Source organism: Variovorax sp. Varisp85 (assembly GCF_047304045.1).
GTDB lineage: Bacteria > Pseudomonadota > Gammaproteobacteria > Burkholderiales > Burkholderiaceae_C > Variovorax.
On record NZ_JBGLYN010000016.1, the window covers coordinates 1 to 24,385 of the forward strand.

At 66.9% G+C, this 24,385-nt stretch carries 26 protein-coding genes; 11 read left to right on the plus strand and 15 right to left on the minus strand.

The window, feature by feature from the left end:
• The first annotated feature begins 13 nt into the window (after positions 1-13).
• The 3 genes from ACCC97_RS08850 to ACCC97_RS08860 all read left to right on the plus strand — a co-directional run bounded on the left by ACCC97_RS08850 (position 14) and on the right by ACCC97_RS08860 (position 3,717).
• Positions 14-970 (plus strand): LysR family transcriptional regulator, encoded by a 957-nt coding sequence (locus tag ACCC97_RS08850; RefSeq protein WP_413332453.1) that lies wholly within the window; start codon positions 14-16, stop codon positions 968-970.
• Between the two features lie 150 nt (positions 971-1,120).
• A complete protein-coding gene (locus ACCC97_RS08855) occupies positions 1,121-3,358 on the plus strand; it encodes an NADP-dependent isocitrate dehydrogenase (protein ID WP_413332378.1) in 2,238 nt (745 codons plus the stop codon).
• 23 nt (positions 3,359-3,381) lie between these two features.
• Complete coding sequence (locus ACCC97_RS08860; RefSeq protein ID WP_042672985.1) at positions 3,382-3,717, plus strand: DUF1161 domain-containing protein; 336 nt, start codon at positions 3,382-3,384, stop codon at positions 3,715-3,717.
• 30 nt (positions 3,718-3,747) lie between these two features.
• On the opposite strand, the gene ACCC97_RS08865 is transcribed toward ACCC97_RS08860, so the two are convergent.
• On the minus strand, positions 3,748-4,620 hold the full coding sequence (locus tag ACCC97_RS08865; RefSeq protein WP_413332380.1) for an alpha/beta fold hydrolase: 873 nt from the start codon (positions 4,618-4,620) through the stop codon (positions 3,748-3,750).
• 56 nt (positions 4,621-4,676) lie between these two features.
• Positions 4,677-5,237 (minus strand): nucleoside 2-deoxyribosyltransferase, encoded by a 561-nt coding sequence (locus ACCC97_RS08870; RefSeq protein ID WP_007830407.1) that lies wholly within the window; start codon positions 5,235-5,237, stop codon positions 4,677-4,679.
• Between the two features lie 120 nt (positions 5,238-5,357).
• On the opposite strand from ACCC97_RS08870, the gene ACCC97_RS08875 reads away from it, so the two are divergent.
• A complete protein-coding gene (locus tag ACCC97_RS08875; protein WP_413332381.1) occupies positions 5,358-5,951 on the plus strand; it encodes a nucleotidyltransferase family protein in 594 nt (197 codons plus the stop codon).
• Between the two features lie 249 nt (positions 5,952-6,200).
• Positions 6,201-6,959, plus strand: coding sequence for an SDR family oxidoreductase (locus ACCC97_RS08880; RefSeq protein ID WP_413314248.1), 759 nt, complete (start codon positions 6,201-6,203; stop codon positions 6,957-6,959).
• Here the strand turns inward: ACCC97_RS08880 and cynS are convergent.
• Positions 6,953-7,396: a cyanase gene (gene cynS, locus ACCC97_RS08885; protein WP_007830404.1), complete on the minus strand. Its 444-nt coding sequence runs from the start codon at positions 7,394-7,396 to the stop codon at positions 6,953-6,955. The genes ACCC97_RS08880 and cynS overlap by 7 nt on opposite strands.
• A gap of 21 nt (positions 7,397-7,417) precedes the next feature.
• A complete protein-coding gene (locus ACCC97_RS08890) occupies positions 7,418-7,852 on the minus strand; it encodes a DUF1348 family protein (RefSeq protein ID WP_007830401.1) in 435 nt (144 codons plus the stop codon).
• A gap of 85 nt (positions 7,853-7,937) precedes the next feature.
• Between ACCC97_RS08890 and ACCC97_RS08895 the strand changes: the two genes are divergently transcribed.
• Positions 7,938-8,546 (plus strand): TetR/AcrR family transcriptional regulator, encoded by a 609-nt coding sequence (locus tag ACCC97_RS08895; RefSeq protein WP_413332383.1) that lies wholly within the window; start codon positions 7,938-7,940, stop codon positions 8,544-8,546.
• Here ACCC97_RS08895 and ACCC97_RS08900 read toward each other — a convergent pair.
• On the minus strand, positions 8,524-10,185 hold the full coding sequence (locus ACCC97_RS08900; protein ID WP_007830398.1) for an L-lactate permease: 1,662 nt from the start codon (positions 10,183-10,185) through the stop codon (positions 8,524-8,526). The two genes, ACCC97_RS08895 and ACCC97_RS08900, sit on opposite strands and share 23 nt — an antisense overlap.
• 119 nt (positions 10,186-10,304) lie before the next feature.
• On the opposite strand from ACCC97_RS08900, the gene ACCC97_RS08905 reads away from it, so the two are divergent.
• Together ACCC97_RS08905 and ACCC97_RS08910 are read left to right on the plus strand one after the other, a co-directional pair.
• Positions 10,305-11,189 carry a LysR substrate-binding domain-containing protein gene (locus ACCC97_RS08905; RefSeq protein ID WP_007830396.1) on the plus strand — a complete coding sequence of 295 codons (885 nt, stop codon included), beginning with the start codon at positions 10,305-10,307 and terminating at the stop codon, positions 11,187-11,189.
• A 113-nt stretch (positions 11,190-11,302) separates the two neighbouring features.
• Positions 11,303-12,460 (plus strand): L-lactate dehydrogenase, encoded by a 1,158-nt coding sequence (locus ACCC97_RS08910; protein ID WP_413332385.1) that lies wholly within the window; start codon positions 11,303-11,305, stop codon positions 12,458-12,460.
• Positions 12,461-12,545: 85 nt separating this feature from the next.
• On the opposite strand, the gene ACCC97_RS08915 is transcribed toward ACCC97_RS08910, so the two are convergent.
• The 8 genes from ACCC97_RS08915 to ACCC97_RS08950 form a co-directional block, all read right to left on the minus strand.
• Positions 12,546-12,986, minus strand: a complete 441-nt coding sequence (locus tag ACCC97_RS08915) for a helix-turn-helix domain-containing protein (RefSeq protein ID WP_007830390.1) — start codon at positions 12,984-12,986, stop codon at positions 12,546-12,548.
• Between the two features lie 77 nt (positions 12,987-13,063).
• Positions 13,064-13,393 (minus strand): L-rhamnose mutarotase, encoded by a 330-nt coding sequence (locus ACCC97_RS08920; protein WP_413332387.1) that lies wholly within the window; start codon positions 13,391-13,393, stop codon positions 13,064-13,066.
• Positions 13,394-13,422: 29 nt separating this feature from the next.
• Positions 13,423-14,199: an SDR family oxidoreductase gene (locus tag ACCC97_RS08925; protein ID WP_413332389.1), complete on the minus strand. Its 777-nt coding sequence runs from the start codon at positions 14,197-14,199 to the stop codon at positions 13,423-13,425.
• Between the two features lie 18 nt (positions 14,200-14,217).
• Complete coding sequence (locus ACCC97_RS08930) at positions 14,218-15,495, minus strand: L-fuconate dehydratase (RefSeq protein WP_413332391.1); 1,278 nt, start codon at positions 15,493-15,495, stop codon at positions 14,218-14,220.
• Between the two features lie 21 nt (positions 15,496-15,516).
• Positions 15,517-16,470, minus strand: coding sequence for an ABC transporter substrate-binding protein (locus ACCC97_RS08935; protein ID WP_007830384.1), 954 nt, complete (start codon positions 16,468-16,470; stop codon positions 15,517-15,519).
• Between the two features lie 35 nt (positions 16,471-16,505).
• The gene (locus tag ACCC97_RS08940) at positions 16,506-17,543 is read right to left on the minus strand and encodes an ABC transporter permease (protein WP_413332393.1); all 1,038 of its coding nucleotides are present in this window, start codon (positions 17,541-17,543) and stop codon (positions 16,506-16,508) included.
• Positions 17,544-17,560: 17 nt separating this feature from the next.
• Complete coding sequence (locus tag ACCC97_RS08945) at positions 17,561-19,075, minus strand: sugar ABC transporter ATP-binding protein (protein ID WP_413332395.1); 1,515 nt, start codon at positions 19,073-19,075, stop codon at positions 17,561-17,563.
• Positions 19,072-19,959 (minus strand): amidohydrolase family protein, encoded by an 888-nt coding sequence (locus ACCC97_RS08950; RefSeq protein WP_413314258.1) that lies wholly within the window; start codon positions 19,957-19,959, stop codon positions 19,072-19,074. The genes ACCC97_RS08945 and ACCC97_RS08950 overlap by 4 nt, the downstream gene beginning before the upstream one ends.
• A gap of 187 nt (positions 19,960-20,146) precedes the next feature.
• Between ACCC97_RS08950 and ACCC97_RS08955 the strand changes: the two genes are divergently transcribed.
• Positions 20,147-20,929, plus strand: coding sequence for an IclR family transcriptional regulator (locus ACCC97_RS08955; RefSeq protein ID WP_413332397.1), 783 nt, complete (start codon positions 20,147-20,149; stop codon positions 20,927-20,929).
• Here the strand turns inward: ACCC97_RS08955 and ACCC97_RS08960 are convergent, their stop codons facing one another.
• Positions 20,930-21,355, minus strand: coding sequence for a helix-turn-helix domain-containing protein (locus ACCC97_RS08960; RefSeq protein WP_007830370.1), 426 nt, complete (start codon positions 21,353-21,355; stop codon positions 20,930-20,932).
• A gap of 78 nt (positions 21,356-21,433) precedes the next feature.
• Here ACCC97_RS08960 and ACCC97_RS08965 point away from each other — a divergent pair, with 78 nt between their 5' ends.
• On the plus strand, positions 21,434-22,291 hold the full coding sequence (locus ACCC97_RS08965) for a class I SAM-dependent methyltransferase (protein WP_413332399.1): 858 nt from the start codon (positions 21,434-21,436) through the stop codon (positions 22,289-22,291).
• A gap of 3 nt (positions 22,292-22,294) precedes the next feature.
• On the opposite strand, the gene ACCC97_RS08970 is transcribed toward ACCC97_RS08965, so the two are convergent.
• Positions 22,295-23,299: an SLAC1 anion channel family protein gene (locus ACCC97_RS08970; protein ID WP_413332401.1), complete on the minus strand. Its 1,005-nt coding sequence runs from the start codon at positions 23,297-23,299 to the stop codon at positions 22,295-22,297.
• 109 nt (positions 23,300-23,408) lie between these two features.
• Between ACCC97_RS08970 and ACCC97_RS08975 the strand changes: the two genes are divergently transcribed.
• A complete protein-coding gene (locus tag ACCC97_RS08975) occupies positions 23,409-24,362 on the plus strand; it encodes a GlxA family transcriptional regulator (RefSeq protein WP_413314262.1) in 954 nt (317 codons plus the stop codon).
• Positions 24,363-24,385: the final 23 nt, after the last annotated feature.

The window sequence follows — 24,385 nt, forward strand, 5'->3', positions numbered from 1 at the left end:
ACCCAAAACAAAAATACACCCACACCCCCCCCCCCCCCCCCCCCCCCCCCCCCCCCCGCGGGGGGGGGGGCCCCGCGGGGGGGGGGCCCCCCCCCCCCCCGCGGCCGAACTCGGCATGAGCGCCTCGGCCGTGAGCCACGCGGTGCGGGCCGTTGAAGACCACCTGGGCCAGCCGATCTTCGCGCGCACCACCCGCAGCGTACGGCTCACCGAGGCGGGCGCCGGCTTCGTCGGCGTGCTGGCACCCGCGATGGGCGAGATCGGCGATGCGGTGGACCGTTTCGGTGAAGCGCTCGGGCGCGTGGGCGGCGTGCTGCGCATCAACGTGCCCCACGTGGCCCTGCCGCTGGCAATGACGCCGCTGGTGGCCGAAATGGCGCTGCGCCATCCCGGGCTGGTGATAGAGATCACCTGCGACGACGGCCTGGCCGACATCGTGGCCAGCGGCCACGACGCGGGCGTCCGGCTGGGCCACACCGTGGCGCAGGACATGGTGGCGGTGCGGCTCACGCCGCCCTTCGAGGCCATCATGGTGGCCACGCCGCGCTATCTGGCCACCGCCGGCGAGCCGCACAGCATCGAGTCGCTGCAGCAGCACAACTGCATCGGCTTTCGCTTCGTGACCTCGGGCGGCGTGTACGCCTGGGACCTGCGCGACAAGGAAGGTGCCCACGTCTCGGTCGAGGTGCCGGGCACGGTGCGCGTCACCGACGCGCTCTATGCCCGCGACCTGGCGCTGGCTGACGTGGGCATCGCCTACATCTTCGAGCCGCTGGTGCGTGCCGATCTGCGCGAGGGCCGCCTGCGCCAGCTGCTGCCGTGCTCTGCCTTCGGGGAACCGGGCCTGTTCCTGTACTTTCCGCGCCGCGCGGCGCAGGCGCCCAAGCTGCGCGCCTTCGTCGACCTGGCGCGGGAAATGCTGGAGAAGAGCGCCGAAACCGGCGGCCATGCGCCTTCGCTTCCCGGCTAAGACGCCCGCCGAGCCGGGACATCCGGCCGGCCGGGCCGGAACCGGCTCCCGGTCCGGCGACAATCGGGGATTCCGGCGAAAACACATCCACCTCGTCCTTGCCGGAAGTTCCAGCCAACCCGACAACCCAGGATCTACGGAAGCAAGCGCATGAGCTCGAAGCAACCCACCATCGTCTACACCCTCACCGACGAGGCGCCCCTGCTGGCGACCTACGCGTTTCTGCCCATCATCCGCGCCTTCACCAACCCGGCCGGCATCAACGTCGCCACCAGCGACATCTCCGTGGCGGCCCGCATCCTGGGTGAGTTCCCCGAGTTCCTCGGCGACGACCAGAAGGTGCCCGACAACCTGGCCGAACTGGGCAAGCTCACGCTCAAGCCCGAGGCCAACATCATCAAGCTGCCCAACATCAGCGCCTCGGTGGCCCAGCTCAAGGCCGCCATCAAGGAACTGCAGGGCAAGGGCTACAAGATCCCCGACTACCCCGAGAACCCGACCACGGACGAGGACAAGGACATCCGCGCGCGCTACAACAAGTGCACCGGCAGCGCCGTGAACCCCGTGCTGCGCGAAGGCAACTCCGACCGCCGCGCACCCAAGGCCGTGAAGGAATACGCGCGCAAGAACCCGCACAGCATGGCCGAGTGGAGCCAGGCCTCGCGCTCGCACGTCTCGCACATGCACGGCGGCGACTTCTATCACGGCGAGAAGTCCATGACCCTGGACCGCGCGCGCAACGTCAAGATGGAACTGCTCACCAAGAGCGGCAAGGCCATCGTCCTCAAGCCCAAGGTTGCCCTGCTGGACCGCGAGGTCATCGACTCCATGTTCATGAGCAAGAAGGCGCTGCTGGCCTTCTATGAAAAGGAGATCGAGGACGCGCACAAGACCGGCGTGATGTTCTCGCTGCACGTCAAGGCCACCATGATGAAGGTCTCGCACCCCATCGTGTTCGGCCACTGCGTGAAGATCTTCTACAAGGAAGCCTTCGAGAAACACGGCAAGCTGTTCGACGAGCTGGGCATCAACGTCAACAACGGCATGGTCGACCTCTACAACAAGATCGCCACGCTGCCGCAGAGCACGCAGGACGAGATCAAGCGCGACCTGCACGCCTGCCACGAAAACCGCCCCGAGCTGGCGATGGTCGACTCGGCCAAGGGCATCACCAACTTCCACTCGCCCAACGACGTGATCGTGGACGCCTCCATGCCCGCGATGATCCGCAACGGCGGCAAGATGTGGGGCGCCGACGGCCGCCTGAAGGACGTCAAGGCCGTGATGCCCGAGTCGACCTTCGCCCGCATCTACCAGGAGATCATCAACTTCTGCAAGTGGCACGGCGCCTTCGACCCCAAGACCATGGGCACCGTGCCCAACGTCGGCCTGATGGCACAGAAGGCCGAGGAATACGGCTCGCACGACAAGACCTTCGAGATCCCCGAGGACGGCGTCGCCAACATCACCGACCTGGACACCGGCGAAGTGCTGATGAGCGAAGACGTGGAGCAAGGCGACATCTGGCGCATGTGCCAGGTCAAGGACGCCGCGATCCGCGACTGGGTGAAACTGGCCGTCAACCGCGCCCGCAACTCCGGCATGCCGGTGGTGTTCTGGCTCGACGCCTACCGTCCGCACGAGGCGCAGCTGATCACCAAGGTCAAGATGTACCTGCACGAGCACAACACCACGGGCCTGGACATCCAGATCATGAGCCAGGTGCGCGCCATGCGCTACACGCTGGAGCGCGTGGTCCGCGGCCTGGACACCATCAGCGCCACCGGCAACATCCTGCGCGACTACCTGACCGACCTGTTCCCCATCATGGAGCTGGGCACCTCGGCCAAGATGCTGTCCATCGTTCCCCTGATGGCCGGCGGCGGCATGTACGAGACCGGCGCGGGCGGCTCGGCCCCCAAGCACGTGCAGCAGCTGGTGGAGGAAAACCACCTGCGCTGGGACTCGCTGGGCGAATTCCTCGCGCTGGCCGTGAGTCTGGAAGACCTGGGCCTGAAAACCGGCAACAAGAAAGCCGCCATCCTGGCCAGGACGCTGGACACCGCCACCGGCAAGCTGCTCGACAACAACAAGAACCCGTCGCCCAAGACCGGCCAGCTCGACAACCGCGGCAGCCAGTTCTACCTGGCCATGTACTGGGCACAGGAACTGGCCGCACAGACGGAAGACAAGGAACTGCAGGCCCAGTTCGTGAAGCTGGCCGGCACGCTTGCCAGCAACGAGCAGAAGATCGTCGACGAGCTCGCCGCCGTGCAGGGCAAGCCCGTGGACATCGGCGGCTACTACCTGGCGGACCCCGCCAAGTTCGAAGCCGTGATGCGCCCGAGCCCCACGCTCAACGCGGCGCTGGCGTCGGCCCAGGGCTGATGGGCATCGAGCGGGTGGCAGCCATGAAGCCTTGGTTCACGATGCTCCCCGCCGCGCTCGCCCTGCTGGCTGGCGCGGCCCACGGGGCCGAAGACTGCGAGGCCCTGCGCACCGGCATCGAGTCGAAGATCGCTGCGGCCGGCGTGGCGCGCTTCACCGTCACCGTCGTCGATGCCAACGCATCGGCGAACGGGCAGGTGGTGGGCAGCTGCGAGCTCGGCACCAAGAAGATCGTCTACCTGAAGGACGCCGGGCCCGCGTCCGGCGCAGGCTCCGCCCCGGCACCCAGGCCGGGCGAGCCGATGCTCACCGAGTGCAAGGACGGCACCGTGTCCGTCGGCGGCGACTGCAGGAAGTAGCAGCAGCCAACGGGGTGACGGCAACGGCGCTCAGCCCTTGCTCACCACCCGTGCGATCCACGCGAGCAGCACCGCCTCGACCTCATCGCGATTGACTTCATTCAGCGCCTCGTGGCGCGCGCCGCCGAACACGTGGCACGACACATCGCGCAGCCCCGCCTCGCGGTAGCGCTGCACCAGCGGGTAGAACCATTCGGCCTTGTTGCTGACCGGGTCCTGGTCGCCCACGAACAGATAGAGCGGCAGCTCGGGGCGGATGCGCCCTCGCATCGCGTCCGGCGCCAGCTCGGCCAGCTTCGCGAACATCGACCCCAGGCCCTCGGCCGAGACCGTGAATCCGCACAGCGGATCGGCGATGTAGGCATCGACCTGCGCCGGATCGCGGCTGAGCCAGTCGAAGGGCGTGCGAACGTCCGGCAATGCGGCGTTCATGTCTTCCAGCTTGAAGCCGGACTGCAATGCGGCACCCAGCAAGTCGAGCGCCGAAGTGCCCGAGAGCACCGCGCCCGCCAGCAGTGCGCTGTGCTCGAGGAGGTAGTACTGCGTGGCGAACGAGCCCATGCTGTGGCCCACAAGGATCAGCGGCAGGCCCGGATGCACGCCGCGCACGTGGCGGCTCAGCAGCGCCATGTCGTCCACCAGCCCGGCGAAACCGCGCGGGCCGAACTCCCCCAGCTCGCCGCGCGCCGAGGCGCCCTTGCCGTGGCCGCGATGCTCGTTCGAATACACCACGTAGCCGGCCTGCACCAGCGCGTCCGCCAGGTGCCGATAGCGCAGCGAATGTTCGCCCATGCCGTGCGCCAATTGGATGACCGCGCGCTGCGTCGCGCCCTGCCAGCGATGGGACTCCACCGTGACGCCGTCGTTGGCGGTCAATTCGAAGTGTGTCTCGGTGGTCGGCATGCGGTGCTCCGGTGAAAGGGGAACGTCATCCTAGGGGTTGGCGGCCGGAGTTTCGCTCAGGAGTTTCCAGCCTTTGTCGCACGGAGGACAGCCAACACCTCACCCATCTTCTTCAACGCCGCTTCCGGCGTCGGCTCGATGTGGATCGAGCAGGCCAGCATCAGGTTCAGCGGCTGGCCGAAGTCTTCGACGGCAATACCGGAGCCGCTCTCGCGCAGCACGCCGTTCGCATCGGCTTCACACGACAGTGCCGCCCGCGCGCGGTCCGCATAGCTCCCATCGGGCACGCCGTAGGCCACCACCGGAATCCCGAGCGCGACCGCCGCGCCCACCTCGAACACCGTGCCGGAATCGGGCTCCAGCCCTCTGAAGCAGGCGAGGTTGGCGACGACGCCGTCGGCGCTGCGAAGGCGCTGCATGTTGGCCTTGCAGATCTGCATTTCCGGAGCTTCGGGCGCAGGCTCCTCGTTGCCGTCGGCCGGAAGCAGTGCGCAGAGGCCGAGTGCGTCGCAGGCCGCGGCGAGCCGAACGAAATGGTCTCTCGCGTCAGGACGAAAGACGTCCGGTCCCGCGAGGTAGATCTGCGGGCGCCTCGAGGGATCGGGGTTGTTTTCCATCGGCCGAGCATCCTCGCTTTTTGGATTCGGCTCAAGATGCACCAGCACGATGCGTGAAGATCTTCCGATCGATGGATCGGCGCCAGCGCACACGCCGCGGTGAGCTACAGTCGCCGGCCCATGCATCGCACCTCTTCACCCGGCCACGCGCAGCGACTCGTCGAACTGGTGCGCGGCGCGCCCTGTCTGATGGCCGCCTTGGCGGCGGTGCGCGAGTTGGACCTCGGCGCGTGGTGCATCGGTGCGGGGGCAGTGCGCAGCCTGGTCTGGGATTCGCTTCATGGATTCAGCGAGCCCTCGGCCCTGGAAGACATCGACGTCGTGTACTTCAATGCCGACGAGCCGCCGCGGCTCGGTGAGGCCGCCCTGCAGAAACAGCTGTCGATGCGGATGCCGGAGCATCGCTGGGAAGTGACCAACCAGGCGCATGTGCATCACTGGTTTCGGGAAAGCCTTGGACAGGTCGTGGCTGCGCTGACCTCGCTGGAGGAAGGCATCGCGACATGGCCGGAGTTCGCGACCTGCGTCGGTGTGTCCATGGCTGCCGACGACTCGATCCGCGTGCTGGCGCCGCACGGCCTGGAAGATCTGTTCGGGCTGCGCGTTCGGCACAACCCCGTGCGCGCGGATGCCGCTACGTACCGGCAGCGCGTGGAGCAGAAGCAATTCGCGCGACGCTGGCCCAAGGTCGAGATCCTCGCCGCGCAGCCCTGAAGCACCGCCCGCTCTGCGCGACAGCCGGCGGATTGAGCAAGAAGCCACAGTGGCTACATCGCGAAAGCCAAAGCACTACGCCGCGCCGTAGGAAGTGCCCGCCGCCCTTGCGTTTTGCAGGATCAGGCAAAAACCGAGTTCGATTCGGATACCGCCTCGGGGCCCTCGGACGCGAAACTTCTCTCCATGCCCGGTGCACCCTCTTCTGTGTGCGCCCCACGGCAACCGACCAGCACGAGGAGTTTCATCATGAGCGCAATCCAGGAAAAAGTCGTTCTCATCACCGGCGCGAGCAGCGGTATCGGCGAAGCAACCGCGCGGCTGCTCGCGCGGCGCGGCGCCAAGGTGGTGCTCGGTGCGCGCCGTACCGACCGGCTCGCGGCACTCGCGGCCGAGATCGAGGCCACGGGCGGCACCGCGAGCTTCCAGCGGCTCGACGTGACGCATCGGCCCGACATGGAAGCCTTTGCCGAGTTCGCCCTCGAGACGCACGAGCAGATCGACGTGCTCGTCAACGCGGCGGGCGTGATGCCGATGTCGCCGCTGTGGAACCGCAAGATCGAGGAGTGGGAACTCATGATCGACGTGAACCTGCGCGGCGCGCTGCTCGGCATCGCGGCCGTGCTGCCGGCGATGCAGGAGCAGGGCTGGGGTCACATCGTGAACGTGGCGCCGGTGGCGATGCAGGGCGTGTCGCCGAGTTCGGCCGTGTACCACGGCACGCAGTACGCGGTGAACGCGATCTCCGAAGGCCTGCGGCAGGAGCATGCCGGCCGCCTGCACGTGACGGTGGTGAGCCCCGACGTGAACGGCCCCGGCGACCCGCTGGCAGAGCGCATCGCCGCCACGTACGCCCGGGAGCGCATGCGCACCAACCGGCGCATCGCGGTGCCCGTGGATGCCGTGGCGCGATCGATCGCCGGGGCCATCGAGGGCTACGGCATCACGGCCCGCACGATGCGGCCGGCGGGTGCGCAGAGGCCGCACCCGGCGGTGTACGTTCAGTAGGTCTTGTACGGCAGGAACTTGCCCGACAGCACCACGTTGACGCGGTCGCCCTTGGGGTCGGCCTGGCGCTGGATGTCCATGCTGAAGTCGATGGCGCTCATGATGCCGTCGCCGAATTCTTCATGGATCAGTTCCTTGATGGTGGTGCCGTACACGCTCACGACCTCGTACCAGCGGTAGATCAGCGGGTCGGTCGGCACGGGCGTGGGCAGCGAGCCCTTGTAGGGCACCACCTGCAGCCACTTCTGCTCCTCGGGAGTGAGGCCGAAGATCTTGCCTACGACCTTGGCCTGCTTCTCGTCGAGCGTCATCTGGCCTAGACAGGCGGCGGTGGTCCACTCCTTCGAGAGGCCGACCTTCTTTGCCACGTCGGCCCACTGGATGCCCTTGCTTACCTTGACGGTGATGATTTTTTCCGTGACGTCGTTGCGGTTCATGCGGTCTCCTGTTGAATGGGCTCAGGCAAGCAACAGGCGTGCCCACCGGAACTTGCGATCCGACTCGGCAATGGGTTGGTCGTTGATGCTCGCAAAGCGCCTCTGCATCAGCCCGTTCTCCGCGAACTCCCAGTTCTCGTTGCCATGGCTGCGATACCACTGGCCCGCGTCGTCGTGCCATTCGTACTCGAAGCGCACCGCGATGCGGTTGTCCGTGAAGGCCCACAGCTGCTTCTTCAGCCGGTAGTCGAGTTCGCGCACCCACTTGCGCGACAGGAACTCCACCACCTGCTCGCGACCGTTGACGAACTCGGCGCGGTTGCGCCACTCGGTGTCGGGCGTGTAGGCCAGGCTCACGCGCACGGGGTCGCGCGAGTTCCAGGCGTCTTCGGCGGCCTGCACCTTCCGGGTGGCGGATTCGAGGGTGAAGGGCGGCAGCGGCGGACGGGATTCCATGGAGATCTTTCAGTGCTGTGGTGAAGGGAATGCGCCGCAATGTGCCACATGTAGACAGACCTGTCTACATGCCTACAATCGCGCCATGGACATCTCCGCACTGCCCGCACGCGAGCGCATCCTGCTCACCGCGCACGACCTTTTCTACGCAGACGGCATCCGCGCCACCGGCATCGACCGCGTCATTGCCGCCTCGGGCGTCACCAAGGTCACCTTCTACCGGCACTTCCCGTCGAAGGACGACCTGGTGCGCGCCTTTCTCGACCACCGGCATGGCCTGTGGATGGCGTGGTTCGTCGATGCGCTCGGCCGCCGCGGGGCGCAGCGGCGCATCGGCGACGGTCAGGCGCTGGAGATACTGGCCGACGTCATGGCCGAGTGGTTCGCCGACCCGGTGTTCCGCGGCTGCGCGTTCATCAACTCGGTGGTGGAGGTGGGCACGAGCGTGGCGGGCGCCAGCGACATCGCGCGGGGGCACAAGCGCGAGATGGTCGAGGTGATCGCCGGCCTGCTGCCGGAAGCGCTTGGAGGGCCGCGGCGCATGGCCATCGCGCAGGCGGCCGCGCTGGGTGTCGACGGCGCCATCGTCAAGGCGCAGATGGGCGATGCGGCGGTGGCGCGCGAAGCGGTCGGCGACCTGCGCCGGCTGCTTCAGGCGCTGGGCGATTCGATCACTTCACGACCATCGCCGTGAACGGCCAAACGTAGGCCTGCAGCGTCACGTAGAGGCCCACGAGGCAGGCCAGCGCGATGGAGTGGAAGAACACGTAGCGCAGGATCTCGCCCTCGTGGTTGAACCAGCGCGTGGCGGTGGAGGCCACCACGATCGATTGCGCGTCGATCATCTTGCCCATCACGCCGCCCGAACTGTTGGCCGCGCCCATGAGGTTGGGGCTCAGGCCCAGCTGGTCGGCCGCCACTTTCTGCATGCCGCCGAAGAGCACGTTCGATGCCGTGTCCGACCCCGTGAGCGCCACGCCCAGCCAGCCCATCAGCGTGCCGAAGAAGGGATAGAACATGCCGGTGTTGGCAAAGGCCAGCCCCAGCGTGGTGTCGAGGCCCGAGTAGCGCGTGAGCGTGCCCAGCGCGAGCATCAGCACGATGGTGAGCAGCGAGAACTTCACCAGCCACAGCGTGCGGCCGTAGGCGGCCACGAGCTGGATGGGGTTGTACTTCATGATCAGCCCGCCCACGATGGCCGAGACAAGGATGCCCGTGCCCGTGGCCGAGAGCAGCAGCAACTGGTACACCGCGCCCTCCTTCGTGGGCTTGGGCACCACGGGCGCCACCTTCTCGATCATGTTGTGCAGACCGTCGATGGGGAAGCTCGGCGCGAAGATGCCGTTGAGCCAGGCCTTCACCACCGGCAGGCCCCAGATGAACACGAACACGGTGAGGATGAGCCACGGCGTCCAGGCGCGGATCACCGCCGCGCTCGCATGCTTCGTGGGCGTCACGGCCGGACCAGCTTCGCCGCCGTCGGTCTCGTGCCCCTTGAGCGACACCGAGGTCCAGATCTTCTTCGGCTTCCACACACGCAGGAACAGCACCAGGCACACCATCGACACGATGGCCGCGATGATGTCCACCAGCTCCGGCCCGATGTAGTTCGACACCAGGAACTGCGGAACCGCGAAGGACACGCCCGTCACCAGGATGGCGGGCCACACCTCCATCATTCCCTTGCGTCCCGCGAAGGCCCAGATGAGCCAGAACGGCACCAGCAGCGAGAAGAACGGCAGCTGCCGCCCGATCATCGCGGTGACCGCCATCAGGTCGTAGCCATGCACCTTGGCCAGCGTGATGACCGGCGTGCCCAATGCGCCGAAGGCCACCGGCGCGGTGTTGGCGATGAGCGAGAGCCCCGAGGCCGCAAGCGGCGAGAAGCCCAGCCCGATGAGGATCGCGGCGGTGACGGCCACCGGCGTGCCGAAGCCCGCCGCGCCCTCGAAGAAGGCGCCGAAGGCAAAGGCGATGAGCAGCAGCTGCAGGCGCCGGTCTTCGGTGATGCCGGCGATGGAGTCCTGCAATATCTGGAAGCTGCCGTTCTGCTGCGTGAGCTGCTGCAGGAAGATGATGTTCAGCACGATCCAGCCGATGGGCAGCAGGCCGGAAAGCCCGCCCAGAAAGGCCGCCTTGCCTGCCATGTCGGCCGGCATGCCGAATGCGAACACCGCGATGACCACTGCGCTCAGCAGGCCCAGCCCCGCCGCGTAGTGCGCCTTGACGTGCAGCAGCCCGAGGCACACCAGCATCACCACCACCGGTATCGCGGCCAGTGCCGTCGATACGATCATGTTGCCGAACGGGTTGTAAACCTGTTGCCAGACCATGCGCTTGTCTCCTTGTTGTTGGAATCTTTTTGAGCCGGCAACGCGAGGCAAAGCGAGTCCGCCAGGAGTGACCGAGAGCGTTCGCTACCATCCTAACCCCCTCCCTCCGCCAACAAAAGATGGTTTCTCCGCGTCTCCCCTCGACCCAGGGCCTACAGGCCTTCGAGGCTGTCGCGCGCCTTCGCAGCGTGAATCTGGCCGCCGACGAACTCAGCGTGACGCCCAGCGCGGTGAGCCATCGCATCCGCCAGCTCGAACTGCTGCTGGGCCTCAAGTTCTTCGTGGGCGGCGACTTCGGCCTCAGCGCCGACGGCATGGCCTACCTGGCGCGCGTGCGCGAGGCCATCGCAGCGCTGCAGCAGGTGCCCGGCCGCGAGCCCGAGTCGCAGGTGCGACGGCTGCGCGTGGCGGTCACGCCGACCTTCTCGCGCCAGATGCTGCTGCCGCGGCTCGCACGGTTTCGCGATGCGTATCCGAACATCGAGCTGATGCTTCAGGTGACCACGCCGGTGCGCAACACCACGGTCGAGGAGGCCGACATCGAGCTGCGCTTCGGCACCGGGCCCTTTCACGACCGCGAGTTTTTCCAGTTGCTGGCCGACGAGGTCTCGCCGGTGTGCAGCCCCGCTTACCTGAAGCGCCACGGTCCCTTCGACGGCTTCGCCACCGATGCCGAGGTGTTGCGCGCGCAGCTGTTGCGCACGCCGCTGGAGTCGTGGCGCACGTGGTTCAAGGCTTGCGGCGTGGGCCTGCCCGAGCCGGCCACGGGCCACCAGTTCAACGACCTGGGGCTGGCGCTCGACGCGGCGGCCGAAGACTTCGGCGTGGTGCTGATGCACCTGCGGCTGGGCAGCGCATGGCTGGACAGCGGGCGGCTCGTGCGGCTGTCGCCGCGCAGCGTGCCCTCGCCCAACGCCTACTTCCTGTGCTGGCGGCCCGGCGCGATGGAGCGCCGGGAGTGCGCAACCTTCGTCGAATGGCTGCGCGAGGCGCTGCGCGACTGAACTGAAATTTTTTCAGCAGCGGGGCCGGCTTTTTTCAGATGGCGTGTCGGGGTGCCTGAAGATAATGGCCGATTCGCTTCGCCCCCCCACAAGAACCGCTCAGGAGACAGCCCTTGTCAGACCTTTCCAAGATCACCAGCATCGAAGACCTGCGGGTGATCGCCAAGCGGCGCGTGCCGAAGATGTTCTACGACTACGCCGACTCCGGCGCATGGACCGAGGGCACTTACCGCGCCAACGAAAGCGACTTCCAGAAGATCAAGCTGCGCCAGCGCGTGGCCGTGAACATGGAAGGCCGCTCCACCCGCACCACCATGGTCGGCCAGGAAACCGCCATGCCTGTGGCCATCGCGCCCACCGGCCTCACCGGCATGCAGCATGCCGACGGCGAGATCCTTGGCGCCCGCGCGGCCAAGGCCTTCGGCATTCCGTTCACGCTGTCGACCATGAGCATCTGCTCGCTGGAAGACATCGCCGCGAACACCGACCGGCATCCGTTCTGGTTCCAGCTCTACGTGATGAAGGACCGCGACTTCATCGAGCGCCTGATCGAGCGCGCCAAGGCGGCCAATGTGACGGCCCTGCAACTCACGCTCGACCTGCAGATCCTCGGCCAGCGCCACAAAGACATCAAGAACGGCCTGACCGCGCCACCCAAGCCCACCATCAGGAACCTGATCGACCTCGCGACCAAGCCGCGCTGGTGCATGGGCATGCTGGGCACGAAGCGCCGCACCTTCGGCAACATCGCGGGCCATGCCAAGGGCGTGAAGGACCTGTCGTCGCTGTCGTCGTGGACCGCCGAGCAGTTCGACCCGGCGCTGAGCTGGGCGGACGTCGAGTGGATCAAGAAGCTCTGGGGCGGCAAGCTGATCCTCAAGGGCATCATGGACGTGGAAGATGCGCGCCTCGCGGCGAGCAGCGGCGCCGATGCGCTCATCGTGTCGAACCACGGCGGGCGCCAGCTCGATGGCGCACCTTCGTCCATCGCCGCGCTGCCGGCCATCGTGGAGGCCGTGGGCAGCGAGATCGAGGTGTGGATGGATGGCGGCATCCGCAGCGGACAGGACGTGCTCAAGGCCCGCGCGCTGGGCGCGCGCGGCACCATGATCGGCCGCAGCTTCCTGTACGGGCTGGGCGCCCACGGACAGGAAGGCGTGACGCGCGCGCTGCAGATCATCCACAAGGAGCTCGACATCACGATGGCCTTCTGCGGCCGCACGAACATCGACGAGGTCGATTCGAGCATCCTGCTGCCGGGCACCTTCTGAGCCTCCCGCAACGGCTTATGCCTACCGCCCCTGAAGCCTATTCGGTGACCGTGACCTGCCGAGCCCTGAAGAAAAGGCCCGCCAGCTAGTTGGATTCCAGCCGCTGCGCCACTTCCTGCCGTCCCATCCCGCGCACGGCAGCCAGGCTCTCCAGCTGCGCAGCCCTCGGGCGGGCCTTGCCCTGTTCCCAGTGGTAGATGGTCTGGCCGGACACACCCACCAGCTGTCCATAAGACGCGGCGGAAATACCGAGTTTCGTGCGATGCGCAGCCAATCGGCCAGCGCTGAACCGGCGCTTCGGCCCGCCGTCTCCCTCTTCATCGGGCTCGCTTGCACGTGCACCACGGGCGGTGCCCTTGGCTACGTTGCGCAGCTCCTTTTCCAGCGCAACCACCTGCCGGCGCAGCGCGGCGATGGCGGACCGGTGATGGACGGATGCCTTCTTGAGGGTTTCGATTTCCGCGCGGACTTCCTTGCGGGCGACGCGGGAGATTTCGGATTTAAGGATGGACGCGATATTTGGCATGGCGGCATTGTGCCGACCAAATGTAAGCGGCGGGAAAGATTATTAAGTTCCTCGGAATCAAAACTTGAATCTTTTGATTACAGCGAGAAGATCCTGGCCATCTCCGTCCACTTCTCTCCTTCAGGTGTCCAGGGCGTGGGTGCCTGAAACTTCCACATCAGTTCTTCCCATTCCCGAATCTTTGGATTGTTCTGCGTTGCAAGCGCCATGGCCCGGGCGTCGTAGCGCGCATCGTCCGTTTCCATCGACATCACCATTCGCGTGCCGAGCCGGTAGATCTCCATGCCCGTTACACCGTGCGCATGCAGATGCGCTCGCACCTCGGGCCAGATGTCGCGGTGATAAGCCTCGTATTCGGCGATCAATGCAGGATCGTCTTTCAAATCGAGAGCCAGGAAATGGCGCATGGGTCGCTCCGGTCAAATCAGGAAATAGATCAGGTCAGTGCCCGGTCCAGGTGCGTATACCCGCCGTCCACGAACACCCATTGCCCGGTGGTGTGCGAGGCCCGCTCCGACAGCAGGAACACGACGTTGTCTGCAATCTCCTGCGGCGTCGTCATGCGGCGGCCGAGCGGAATCTTGTCGGTGATCTCGGCGAGCTTTCGGTCGGGTTCGTCGAATGCGGAAATCCACCGTTGATACAGCGGCGTCATCACCTCGGCCGGAATCACCGCATTCACGCGAACCCCGTCTTCCAACAGCGATGCAGCCCACTCGCGCGTGAGCGACAGCTGCGCGCCCTTGGCCGCGGTGTAGCCGCTCGTGTTGCCCTGCCCCGTCACGGCCGTCTTCGACGAGATGTTGACGATCGCGCCGCGGCTCGCCTTCAGGTGCGGCAGGCAATAGTGCGCCATCACGTAGCAGTGAACGAGGTTGCGTTCGAGCGAACCGACGAAGGCTTCGCGCCCCGCCTCCAGTCCCACGCTGTCGTTCACGCCCGCGTTGTTGACCAGGCCGTCGATGCGGCCGAACTCCGCGGCGGTGTCGGCAATGGCCTTGGCACAGGCGGCCTCTTCCATCAGCTCGAACTGGAAGAAGCGCGCGCGCGGCTGCAGGGCGCGCAGCGCCTCCTCGAACGGTGCGTCGAGCGGATTCTTCCCGCAGATCACCGGCACCGCGCCCTCTTGCGCCAGCGTCATCGAAATGGCTGCACCGATGCCGCTGCCGCCGCCGGTGACGATCACCACCTTGTCTTTGAGATTCAGGTCCATGTTGCGCGGTGCCTTTCTCTATCCGCGGAAACGGTATTGCTCCAGCGACTGCGGCTTCATCGTGATCGAAAAGCCTGCACCCTTCGGCGGCATGTACGCCGCGTTGCGGATCTCGCAGGGCTCGACGAAGTGCTCGTGCAAATGATCCACATACTCGACCACGCGGCCTTCGCGCGTGCCCGAGATGCAGAGGTAATCGATCATCGACAGGTGCTGCACGTACTCGCACAGCCCCACGCCGCCGGCGTGCGGACACACCGGCAGCTTGTGCTTCGCGGCCATCAGCATCACCGCGAGGATCTCGTTCACGCCGCCGAGCCGGCACGCGTCGATCTGCACCACGTCGATGCCGCCGCGCATGATGAACTGCTTGAACATGATGCGGTTCTGGCACATCTCGCCCGTGGCCACCTTCACCGGCGCGACGCCCTCGCGGATCTTGCGATGGCCCTCCACGTCGTCGGGGCTGGTGGGCTCCTCGATGAACCACGGCTTGGCAAACGCCAGCTGCCGCACCCAGTCGATGGCCTGGCCGACCTCCCAGACCTGGTTGGCGTCGATCATCAGGTGCCGCTCGGGCCCGAGCACTTCGCGCGCCACGCGCAGGCGGCGGATGTCGTCCTGCAGGTCGCGGCCCACCTTGAGCTTGATGTGGTTGAAGCCCGCGTCGACCGCCTCCTGCGCGAGGTGCCGCAGCTTCTCGTCGGAGTAGCCGAGCCAGCCGGCCGAGGTGGTGTAGCAGGGGTAGCCCTCGGCCTGCAGCGTGGCGACGCGTTCGGCCTTGCCAGCGGCGGCCTCGCGCAGCAGCGCCAGTGCTTCATCGGGCCCGATGCAGTCGGTGATGTAGCGAAAGTCGATGCAGCGCACCAGTTCCTCGGGGCTCATGTCGGCCACGAGCTGCCACACGGGCTTGCCTTCGGACTTGGCCCACAGGTCCCACATCGCGTTGACCACGGCGCCGGTCGCCAGGTGGATCGCGCCCTTGTCGGGACCGATCCATCGCAGCTGGCTGTCGGAAGTAACGTGCCGCCAGAAGCGCCCCATGTCCTCCGCCACCCATGCCAGGTCCAGCCCCACCACCAGATGGCGCATCGCCTCGATGGCCGCGCAGCAGATCTCGTTGCCGCGGCCGATGGTGAAGGTGAGCCCGTGGCCCTCGAGCCCCGGCTGGTCGGTTTCGAGCACGACATACGCCGCGGAGTAGTCCGGGTCGGGGTTCATCGCATCGGAGCCGTCCAGATGCTGCGAGGTCGGAAAGCGCACGTCGAGCACGCGCATGGAGCGAACAATGGTCATGGGGTCTTCGCGGGCAGGCGATCAGTCGTACAGCACAGAGGCGATCTTGGGGTCGGCGATGTTGGTCTTGTCGTACCAGTAGAAGCCCGTGTCGACCACCTTCGGCAGCTTCTCGCCCTTGATGGCCTTCACCGCCATCTCGACCGTCTTGTAGCCCATGCCCACGGGGTTCTGCGTGATGGCACCGGCCATGCTGCCCTCCATGATCGCGTTCTTCTGCTGCTTGCCTGAGTCGTAGCCGATGATCACGACCTTGCCGTTGCGCTTCATCTCCTTCACGCCGTTGACCACGCCGATGGCGGAGCCTTCGTTGGCGCCGAAGATGCCCTTGAGGTTGGGCGAGGCCTGCAGGATCGACTTGGTGATCTCGGTCGACTTCAACTGGTCGCCGCCGCCGTACTGCACGCTCACGATCTTGATGTTCGGGTAGGTGGACTTGATGCGGTTGACGAAGCCGTCGCGCCGGTCGACGCCGGTGCGGCTGGTCTGGTCGTGCACCACCAGCGCGACTTCGCCGCTCTTGCCGATGAGCTCGGCCATCTTGTCGGCGGCGAGCGCGGCGGCGGCCTTGTTGTCGGTGGTGGTGGTAGTCACGGGAATGTCGCTGTCCACGCCCGAGTCGAACGCCACCACCGGGATCTTCGCGGCCTGCGCCTTCTTCAGCAGCGGAATCGCGGCCTGGCTGTCGAGCGCGGCGAAGCCGATGGCCTGCGGCTTCTTGGCGAGCGCGGCCGAGAGCATGTCGATCTGCTTGTCGACCATGGCCTCGGTCTCGGGGCCCTCGAAGCTGACTTTCACCTTCAGGTCTTTGGCAGCCTGCTCGGCGCCCGACTTCACGGCCTGCCAGAACTGGTGCTGAAAGCCCTTGGACACGAGCGGGATGTAGATCTCCTGCGCCTGCTGTGCCTGTGCGAATCCCGACAGGCCGATGAGGGCTGCACCGAGCGTGGTTGCGACTGCTCTTCTCTGGATCATGCGAAGTCTCCTGTGGTTGTGGAAATCCGGGTGGTTCACTGCTTGCTGCTGCTGCGGCGGCGCAGGATGTCCGCGTACACGGCCAGGATGATGATCACGCCCGTGACCACCGTCTGCCATTCCTGCGCGACCGAGAGAATGCGCAGGCCGTTGGTCAGCACGCTCATGATGAAGGCGCCAATGATCGTGCCGACGATGGTGCCCGTGCCGCCGCTGAGCGAGGTGCCGCCAATGACCACGGCCGCAATCGCATCGAGCTCGTAGCCCTGCCCGAGCGCGGGCTGTGCGGAGTTCAGCCGCGAGGCGATCAGCAGGCCCGCGATGCCGCAGATGCCGCCACTCACCGTGTACACCACGATCTTCCAGAAGTCGGTGTTCACGCCCGACAGGCGCACCGCCTCCTCGTTGCTGCCGAGCGCGAAGGTGTAGCGCCCGAGGATGGTCTTGTTGAGCACGAGGCTCGCGGCCATCGCTATCAGGAACAGGATCAGCACCGCATTCGGGATCGGCAGCGACGGAATGAAGTAGCCGATGAGCGAATCCTGCGAGATCGCCGGGAAGTCCGGCGTGTCGTTGAAGTAGATCGGCTTGGTGCCCGAGATCACGAGCGACAGGCCCTTGAGCAGCATCATCATGCCCAGCGTCGCGATGAAGGGCGGGATCTTGAGCTTGGCGATCAGCACACCCGAGACGAAGCCGGCCAGCGCACCGAAGAAGATCGCGGCCGCGATGCCGAGCGCGAGCGGCATGCCCATGTAGGTGAGCACCACGCCGGCCATGACGGCGCAGAAGGTCATCAGCGTGCCCACCGAGAGGTCGATGCCCGCGGCGATGATGACGAAGGTGCAGGCGATGGCGAGCACGCCGTTCACGGCGGTCGACTGCAGGATGCTCACGAGGTTGTCGGTCTGCAGGAACTGCGGCGACGCGAAGCTGAAGAACACCATCAGCGCAATGAGGCTGGCAAAGGCCAGCAGCTTCTGGCGCGTGGCGGGCCGAAAGAGCCGCGCCTTCAGCGAGAAGCCCGGTGCATCGGTGGTCGTCGCGGCGGTGGTGGCGGTGGGGGTCGTCAAGGGGTTGTCTCCAGTCGTCATGCGGTGGCGGCAGCTGCGCGCCGGGTGGCGAGCTGCATGATCTTTTCCTGCGAGGCTTCGCGCCCCCCGAGTTCGCCGGTGATGCGGCCTTCGCACATCACCAGCACGCGGTGGCTCACGCGCAGGATCTCGGGCAACTCCGAAGAGATGATCACGATGGCCTTGCCCTGCGCGGCCAGTTCGTTGAGCAGGCGGTAGATCTCGGCCTTGGCGCCCACGTCGATGCCGCGCGTGGGCTCGTCGAAGAACAGCACGCTGCAGTCGCGCAGCAGCCACTTGGCAATCACGATCTTCTGCTGGTTGCCGCCCGACAGCAGCCGCACCTGCTGGCGCACCGAGGGCGTCTTGATGCTGAGCTGCTTCACGTAGCGCTCGCCGGCCGCCTCGATGGCGCCCTGGTCGATGAACAGGCCCATCGACAAGAACTTCTTCATGCTCGGCAGCGCGATGTTGGTCTCGACGTCCATGCCGGTGGCCAGCCCGAAATGCTTGCGGTCTTCCGACAGGTAGCCGATGCCGCAGGCCACCGCGTCTTCGGGCGATTTGATGTGCACCTTCCTGCCGTGCACGAACACCTCGCCCGCGTCGATGCGGTCGGCGCCGAACACGGCGCGCGCGAGTTCGGTGCGGCCCGCGCCCATGAGGCCCGCGAAGCCGAGGATCTCGCCGCGGCGCAGCACGAAGCTCGCGTTGCGCACCATCGTGCCGCGCGTGATGCCGCGCGCCTCGAGCACGATCTCGTTGCCCGTGGTGTCGGGAAAGTCGTTCTCCACCTCGGTGAGCTGGCGGCCCACCATCATCGCGATGAGCGAGTCCATCGGCGTTGCCGCCATCGGCACGGTGGCGATGTACTGGCCGTCGCGCATCACGGTCACCCGGTCGGCGATGCGCTTGAGCTCGTCCATCTTGTGCGAGATGTAGACGATGGCCACGCCCTGGGATTTGAGCTGGCCGATGATGCGGAACAGGTCGGCCACCTCCTGGTTGTTCAGCGCGGCGGTGGGCTCGTCCATGATGAGCACGCGCGAGTCGAAGGACAGCGCCTTGGCGATCTCCACCATCTGCTGCCTGGCCACGGTGAGCTCGCCGACGGGCGTGCGCGGGTCCAGGCGCAGGTTCATGCGCTCGAAGATGCGCTGCGTCTCGGCGCACATCGCTTCCTCGTCGATGAAGAGGCCCAGGCGCCCCCGCGGCTCGCGGCCGATGAAGATGTTCTGCGCGGCGCTCAGGTGGTTCATCAGGTTGAGCTCCTGATGGATGATGCCGATGCCCAGCGCCTGGGCCGCGCGCGGGCTCGAGATGTCCACGGGCTGGCCGTCGAGCAGCACCTCGCCCGAGTCCTTGCGGTAGACGCCCGCCAGCACCTTCATCAGCGTGGACTTGCCCGCGCCGTTCTCGCCCATGAGTGCATGCACCTCGCCGGGCAGCAGGTCGAACTGCGCCTTGTCGAGCGCGCGCACGCCGGCGAAGGACTTGCTCAGGTCGCGCAGGACGACGATGGGTTGCGTCATGGGATTTCCCGATGCAATGGCAGGTTGTAGAAGCGCTGTGCGGTACCGTGCCACACGTGGGCCTGCTCGCCGGTCGCGAGGCCGCCGATGCAGGCCTCGCTGAGGGCGATCCAGCCCGCGTAGTCGCCGGCCAGCGTGAGCACGGGCCAGTCGCTGCCCCACATGAGGCGATCGGGGCCGAAGCATTCGAGCAGGTGCTCCCACAGCGGCCGCACGGCGTAGGTGACGACATCCGCATCGCGGTGCATGGAGGGCGGCGCCTCGGTCCAGAGGCCCGAGAACTTGCAGCAGACCTGCGGCAGCGCCGCGATCTCGCGCATTTGACGGCGCCACGCAGCGACGGCTTCGCCATCGGCGCTGCCCACGGGCGGCTTGGCCGCATGGTCGATCACCACCGGCAGTTGCGGCCATTCGCGCAGGAACTGCAGCAGCGGCGCCAAGTGCCGCGGCGTCACGAGCGCATCGAAGCGCAGCCCCAGGCGCACCATGGCCCGCAGCACGTCGGGGTGCGGCGCGTGCGCGATCCAGTCGTCTTGGGGCAGGTCTTGCAGCATCGGCCGCACGCCCTTGAACTTGGGTTGCGCCGCCATTCGCTCCAGCGAGGCGACGGACTCGGCCCGGCTCAGGTCGACCCAGCCGACCACGCCGCCAACCACGTCGTGCGCAGCGGCCAGTTCGAGCATGAAATCCGTTTCGGCTTCCGAGTCGGCCGCCTGCACCAGCACGGTCCGCCCGATGCCATGTGCTTGCAGCAGCGGCACGAGATGCTCGGGCAGGAAGTCGCGCACCAGCGGCGCCAGGGCGGGCACGTCCGCACGCAGCCACGCGTAGTCGCCGCGCGCGGGCCGCCAGAAATGCTGATGCGAGTCGATGCGCTGAATCATGTGGGTCGCGGGCAGCGGGAGTCCTGCCGAAGGTCTTGCTTCTTAGTCCATTTGTGAACATAGTATTTACAGACGAACTTTTGACGTCAAGCCCACTTGATGAGTGCTTACCCGTAGAACCAAACTTGCAAAAAGATGGGTCTGCTGTTGAAATTCATACGTGAACAAATCTATCCATCCAGACATCTTGAGCAAGCCGACCGAAGAGCAGGACCGCTACCGCGCACCCGCGCTCGACAAGGGCCTGGACATCCTCGAACTGCTGGCGGACCAACCCGAGGGCCTGACGCGCGGCGAGATCGTGAAAGCGCTGGACCGTGGCCCGAGCGAGATCTACCGCATGCTCGAACGGCTGGTGGCGCGCCAGTACGTGCTGCGTTCGCTCGCCGGCGACCGCTACAGCCTGAGCCTGAAGATGTTCGACCTGGCGCACCGCTACCCGCCGAACCACCGGCTGGTCACGCAGGCGCTGCCGGTGATGGACCGCTACGTGAAGGAAGCCGAGCAGTCCTGCCACCTCGGCGTGTACGACCGGGGCAACGTCCAGATCGTGGCGCAGGTCAACAGCCCGGCGGCGAGCAGCATGACGGTGCGGCCCGGCACGCGCGTGAACCTGCTCGACACCGGCTCGGGCCAGGTGCTGCTGGCCTGCGAATCGGACGAGCGGCGCCGGCAGATGGTGGCCGAGCACGTGGCGCTCGACGGCGAGGTGCAGATCCCGCCCGACGAGCTGGAGCACATGCTCGAGGCCGTGCGCGCTACGGGCTACCGGCAGCGCGAGAGCCTGCAGTACTTCGGCGTGATCGACATCTCGTGCCCCATCTTCGGCCCGCACGGGCATGCGCTGGCGGTGCTCACCACGCCGTACATCCGGCGCATCGACCGCCATGCGATCCCGTCGCTGGACCGCGCGCGCGAGCTGATGCTGCAGGCGGCGCGCGACCTGTCGTTGATGGCGAACGCGGCCTGATTACTTCGGGGCCTTCTTCCTTCGCCCGCCGATGGCCCCGGACGCCGCAGCCTCGAGGATGCGGCGAAAGGTCGGGCATTCCATGTGGCTGGGCGCGCGGCACACAGCGGCGTGCCGCAGGCCGTCGCGCATGGCGCTCAGGCTGCGGATCGTGCGGTCGAGTTCGTCCGCCTTGGCCGTGAGCATCACCCGGTCGATGCGCGGCTGCCCGTCGGGCCCGAACATGCGCGCGATCTCGTCCAGCGAAAAGCCGGCGGCACGCCCCAGCGCGATCAGCGCGAGCCGCTCCAGCACGCCGGGATCGAACAGGCGGCGCAGGCCTTGCCTGCCCGTGGAGGCGACGAGGCCTTTTTCGTCGTAGTAGCGCAGCGTGGAGGCGGGCACGCCGGAGCGTTGCGCGACCTCGCCGATATCCAGATGCTTCATCACCCTCTTGACCTCAAGTCGACTTGAACTTGCATAGTGCGGTTTCCGCCTCCCGAAGGCAAGCACAAGGAAACGACCATGGAAGCCACACAACAGCCCGGCGACGAACAGGCCAGGCTCTGGAACGGCCTGGCCGGGCGCGCCTGGGTCGACGCGCAGGCCACGCTCGATCACCTGTTCCAGCCGCTCGAAGACCTGCTCGTCGAAGCAGTGTCCACCAACCCCGCGAGCCGTGTGCTCGACGTTGGCTGCGGCACGGGCAGCACCACGCTCGCCGTCGCGCGGCGGCAGGGCAGCGAAGGCGGCTGTGTCGGCATCGACATCTCGGAGCCGATGATCGCCGCTGCCCGGATCCGCGCCGAACGCGAAGGCACGCCGGCACGCTTCGTCTGCGCCAATGCGCAGACCCACGCGTTGGAGCCCGCGAGCTTCGACCGCATCATGTCGCGTTTCGGCGTCATGTTCTTCGACGAGCCCGTGCAGGCCTTCGCGAACCTGCTGCGGGCCGCGAGAGAAGGCGCCGAACTGCGGTTCATCGCCTGGCGCAGTGCGGCGGAGAACCCGTTCATGACGACCGCGGAGCGCGCCGCCGCACCACTGCTGCCGAACCTCCCTGCCCGCCGGCCGGACGCGCCAGGCCAGTTCGCCTTCGCGGACAGGCAGCGGGTCCATGCGATCCTCGAAGAGAGCGGCTGGGCCGGCATCGACATCCAGCCCATCGACGTGCCCTGCACGATGCCCGGGACGGCGCTGCCCGGCTACCTGAGCCGGCTCGGTCCCGTCGGCCTTGCCCTTCAACAGGCGGACGAGCGCACGCGCGTGCAGGTCATCGACACGGTGCGCGCCGCCTTCGAGCCCTACGTGCACGGCGATGAGGTCCGCCTGACTGCGGCCTGCTGGATGGTCGTTGCGCGCGGGGCGAACGCCCATGTCTGAGGCTCAGGCGAACAGCTTCCCGTTGAGCGCAATCCGCACGGTCTTCACCGTGAGAACCGCCAGCGCCAGGTTGAGCGCGACCAGCAGCGCCATGGCAATCACCCAGAGCGGCTCGCTCGCGCGCGACCCGGCGTACTTCAGCGCGGCATTGGCGAGCGCGGCCAACGGGAAGCCGATCGCCCACCAGCTCGGCGAGAACGTGGCGCCGCGGCGGAACACCTTCGGCGCGACCACCGCGAACATGAAAAGGCCGAAGTAGAAGAGCAGCGAGGCAAAGCGGTCGATCTCGCCGACGATGTTGGTGTACGCGAGAAAGCCCACCGCAAAGGGCGCCACCAGGATCATCAGCGACGGCTCCATGGCGGGAGCGAGCGGGTCGCGATGCACCAGCCGGCCGATGATCATCGTGAAGAGCACGAGCGCCAGCACCGCGCCGACCGCGCCGGCGGCCAGATTGAGTTCGGGCGCCCATGCCATCGGCATGTGCGCGCCGGTGACGGGAATGTCGAGCGTGGCCACGCCCGGGATGATCCAGGCCGGCACGGCGAGCGAGGCATCCACCTGCCCCTTCAGCAGCCTCGACAGGCCGACGAAGCTCAGTACCAGGGTCGCGAGCAGCCCCACGGTCCACGCGAGGTGCGCCAGGGGCGCGCTGTACGGCGCCACGACGGCCGACAGCAGCAGGACGGAAATCGCGATGGTGCCGAAGAAGTTGCCCGCCACGGGGTGGTGGAATTCCGCCTGCACCGCCTGCGGGTGCCTCACGAGCTTTGCCAGGTAGCCCATCGAGATGAGCACGAAGACGCCCAGCGCGAACGCCCCGACGGCCTCGCCGACGATGGCCGGCGCACCCAGGCTGTCGTGCGCGAGCCGCCATGCGAGGGCCAGTCCGGTAAGGCCCATCACCGAGGCGAACAGGTTGACCGGGAGATTGCGCACGGAGGCTTGCGCGCGAGGCGCGATCGACGCAATGGCCGGTGAAGAAGGATTCAGAGCTTGGTTTTGCATGTCGGATGCCCTTGTCTGGATTTGCATTAGTTTGTATTTTCCGCCAGACTCCCACCGTCGTTTTTGCCAACTCACGGCGTTTTCCGCCAATCCCGGGGCCTTGTCTGCCATGCGCGTCGCCATCCTCGCTTTCCCCCGTTTCCAGCTGCTCGACGTGGCCGGGCCCGCCGACGTCTTCGCCGAGGCATCGCAGCAGCTCGGCAAACCGCGCGCCTACCAGGTCCAGGTGATCGGCACCGGGGAAGGCATGCTCAAGAGCAGCGGCGGATTGCGGCTGGGTGTCGATTCCACGGTGGCCACGCATTGCGGCGCCATCGACACCCTGCTCGTTGCGGGCAGCCCCCGCGTGAAAGACATGGCGACCGACATGCAACTGCAGGATTGGCTCAGGCGTCAGGCCCGCACCGTGCGGCGTTATGGCTCGGTGTGCAGCGGCGCCTTCGTGCTGGCCGCCAGCGGCCTGCTCGACGGCAAGCGCGTGGCAACCCACTGGAAGCTCGCTGGCCGCCTCGCGTCGGACTACCCGCTAGCGAGCGTCGAGGCGGACGCGATCTACGTGAGGGACGGCCAGCTCTTCACCTCCGCCGGGGTCACGGCCGGCATGGACCTCGCGCTGGCCATGGTGGAGGAAGACCATGGCCGCGACCTCGCGCTGAGCGTGGCGCGCCAGCTGGTGATGTTCCTCAAGCGGCCCGGCGGCCAGAGCCAGTTCAGCGCCCACCTGGCGGCACAGACCTCGGAGCGCTCCAGCATGCGCGAGGTGCAGGACCACGTGCTCGCGAACCTCAAGGACGACCTGTCCGTGCCGGCCCTCGCCTTGCGCGCCGGCATGAGCGAGCGGAACTTCGCGCGCATCTTCCGCGGCGAAACCGGAACCACGCCGGCGGAGTTTGTCGAGAATGCGAGGATCGACGCCGCCCGCCGCCTGGCCGAGGAGTCAGACCTGCCGGCCAAGCGGCTGGCCGATGCGGTGGGCTATGCGAACGTGGACGGCTTCAGGCGCGCGTTCGGCCGCCGCCTGGGCGTGAGCCTCGTGGAATACCGCAGGCGCTTCGCCAGCTGACGACGAGCAGGCGAACCGCGACT

Excerpts from the sequence above, each read along its gene's own strand:
- ACCC97_RS08945 (WP_413332395.1), bottom strand. The coding sequence starts at position 19,075 with ATGACGCAACCCATCGTCGTCCTGCGCGACCTGAGCAAGTCCTTCGCC.
- ACCC97_RS08870 (WP_007830407.1), bottom strand. The coding sequence starts at position 5,237 with ATGGAAAACAACCCCGATCCCTCGAGGCGCCCGCAGATCTACCTCGCG.
- ACCC97_RS08860 (WP_042672985.1), top strand. The coding sequence starts at position 3,382 with ATGAAGCCTTGGTTCACGATGCTCCCCGCCGCGCTCGCCCTGCTGGCT.
- ACCC97_RS08880 (WP_413314248.1), top strand. The coding sequence starts at position 6,201 with ATGAGCGCAATCCAGGAAAAAGTCGTTCTCATCACCGGCGCGAGCAGC.
- ACCC97_RS08865 (WP_413332380.1), bottom strand. The coding sequence starts at position 4,620 with ATGCCGACCACCGAGACACACTTCGAATTGACCGCCAACGACGGCGTC.
- ACCC97_RS08895 (WP_413332383.1), top strand. The coding sequence starts at position 7,938 with ATGGACATCTCCGCACTGCCCGCACGCGAGCGCATCCTGCTCACCGCG.
- ACCC97_RS08950 (WP_413314258.1), bottom strand. The coding sequence starts at position 19,959 with ATGATTCAGCGCATCGACTCGCATCAGCATTTCTGGCGGCCCGCGCGC.
- ACCC97_RS08960 (WP_007830370.1), bottom strand. The coding sequence starts at position 21,355 with ATGAAGCATCTGGATATCGGCGAGGTCGCGCAACGCTCCGGCGTGCCC.
- ACCC97_RS08970 (WP_413332401.1), bottom strand. The coding sequence starts at position 23,299 with ATGCAAAACCAAGCTCTGAATCCTTCTTCACCGGCCATTGCGTCGATC.
- ACCC97_RS08900 (WP_007830398.1), bottom strand. The coding sequence starts at position 10,185 with ATGGTCTGGCAACAGGTTTACAACCCGTTCGGCAACATGATCGTATCG.
- ACCC97_RS08920 (WP_413332387.1), bottom strand. The coding sequence starts at position 13,393 with ATGCGCCATTTCCTGGCTCTCGATTTGAAAGACGATCCTGCATTGATC.
- cynS (WP_007830404.1), bottom strand. The coding sequence starts at position 7,396 with ATGAACCGCAACGACGTCACGGAAAAAATCATCACCGTCAAGGTAAGC.
- ACCC97_RS08935 (WP_007830384.1), bottom strand. The coding sequence starts at position 16,470 with ATGATCCAGAGAAGAGCAGTCGCAACCACGCTCGGTGCAGCCCTCATC.
- ACCC97_RS08925 (WP_413332389.1), bottom strand. The coding sequence starts at position 14,199 with ATGGACCTGAATCTCAAAGACAAGGTGGTGATCGTCACCGGCGGCGGC.
- ACCC97_RS08875 (WP_413332381.1), top strand. The coding sequence starts at position 5,358 with ATGCATCGCACCTCTTCACCCGGCCACGCGCAGCGACTCGTCGAACTG.
- ACCC97_RS08855 (WP_413332378.1), top strand. The coding sequence starts at position 1,121 with ATGAGCTCGAAGCAACCCACCATCGTCTACACCCTCACCGACGAGGCG.
- ACCC97_RS08915 (WP_007830390.1), bottom strand. The coding sequence starts at position 12,986 with ATGCCAAATATCGCGTCCATCCTTAAATCCGAAATCTCCCGCGTCGCC.
- ACCC97_RS08930 (WP_413332391.1), bottom strand. The coding sequence starts at position 15,495 with ATGACCATTGTTCGCTCCATGCGCGTGCTCGACGTGCGCTTTCCGACC.
- ACCC97_RS08965 (WP_413332399.1), top strand. The coding sequence starts at position 21,434 with ATGGAAGCCACACAACAGCCCGGCGACGAACAGGCCAGGCTCTGGAAC.
- ACCC97_RS08975 (WP_413314262.1), top strand. The coding sequence starts at position 23,409 with ATGCGCGTCGCCATCCTCGCTTTCCCCCGTTTCCAGCTGCTCGACGTG.
- ACCC97_RS08905 (WP_007830396.1), top strand. The coding sequence starts at position 10,305 with ATGGTTTCTCCGCGTCTCCCCTCGACCCAGGGCCTACAGGCCTTCGAG.
- ACCC97_RS08890 (WP_007830401.1), bottom strand. The coding sequence starts at position 7,852 with ATGGAATCCCGTCCGCCGCTGCCGCCCTTCACCCTCGAATCCGCCACC.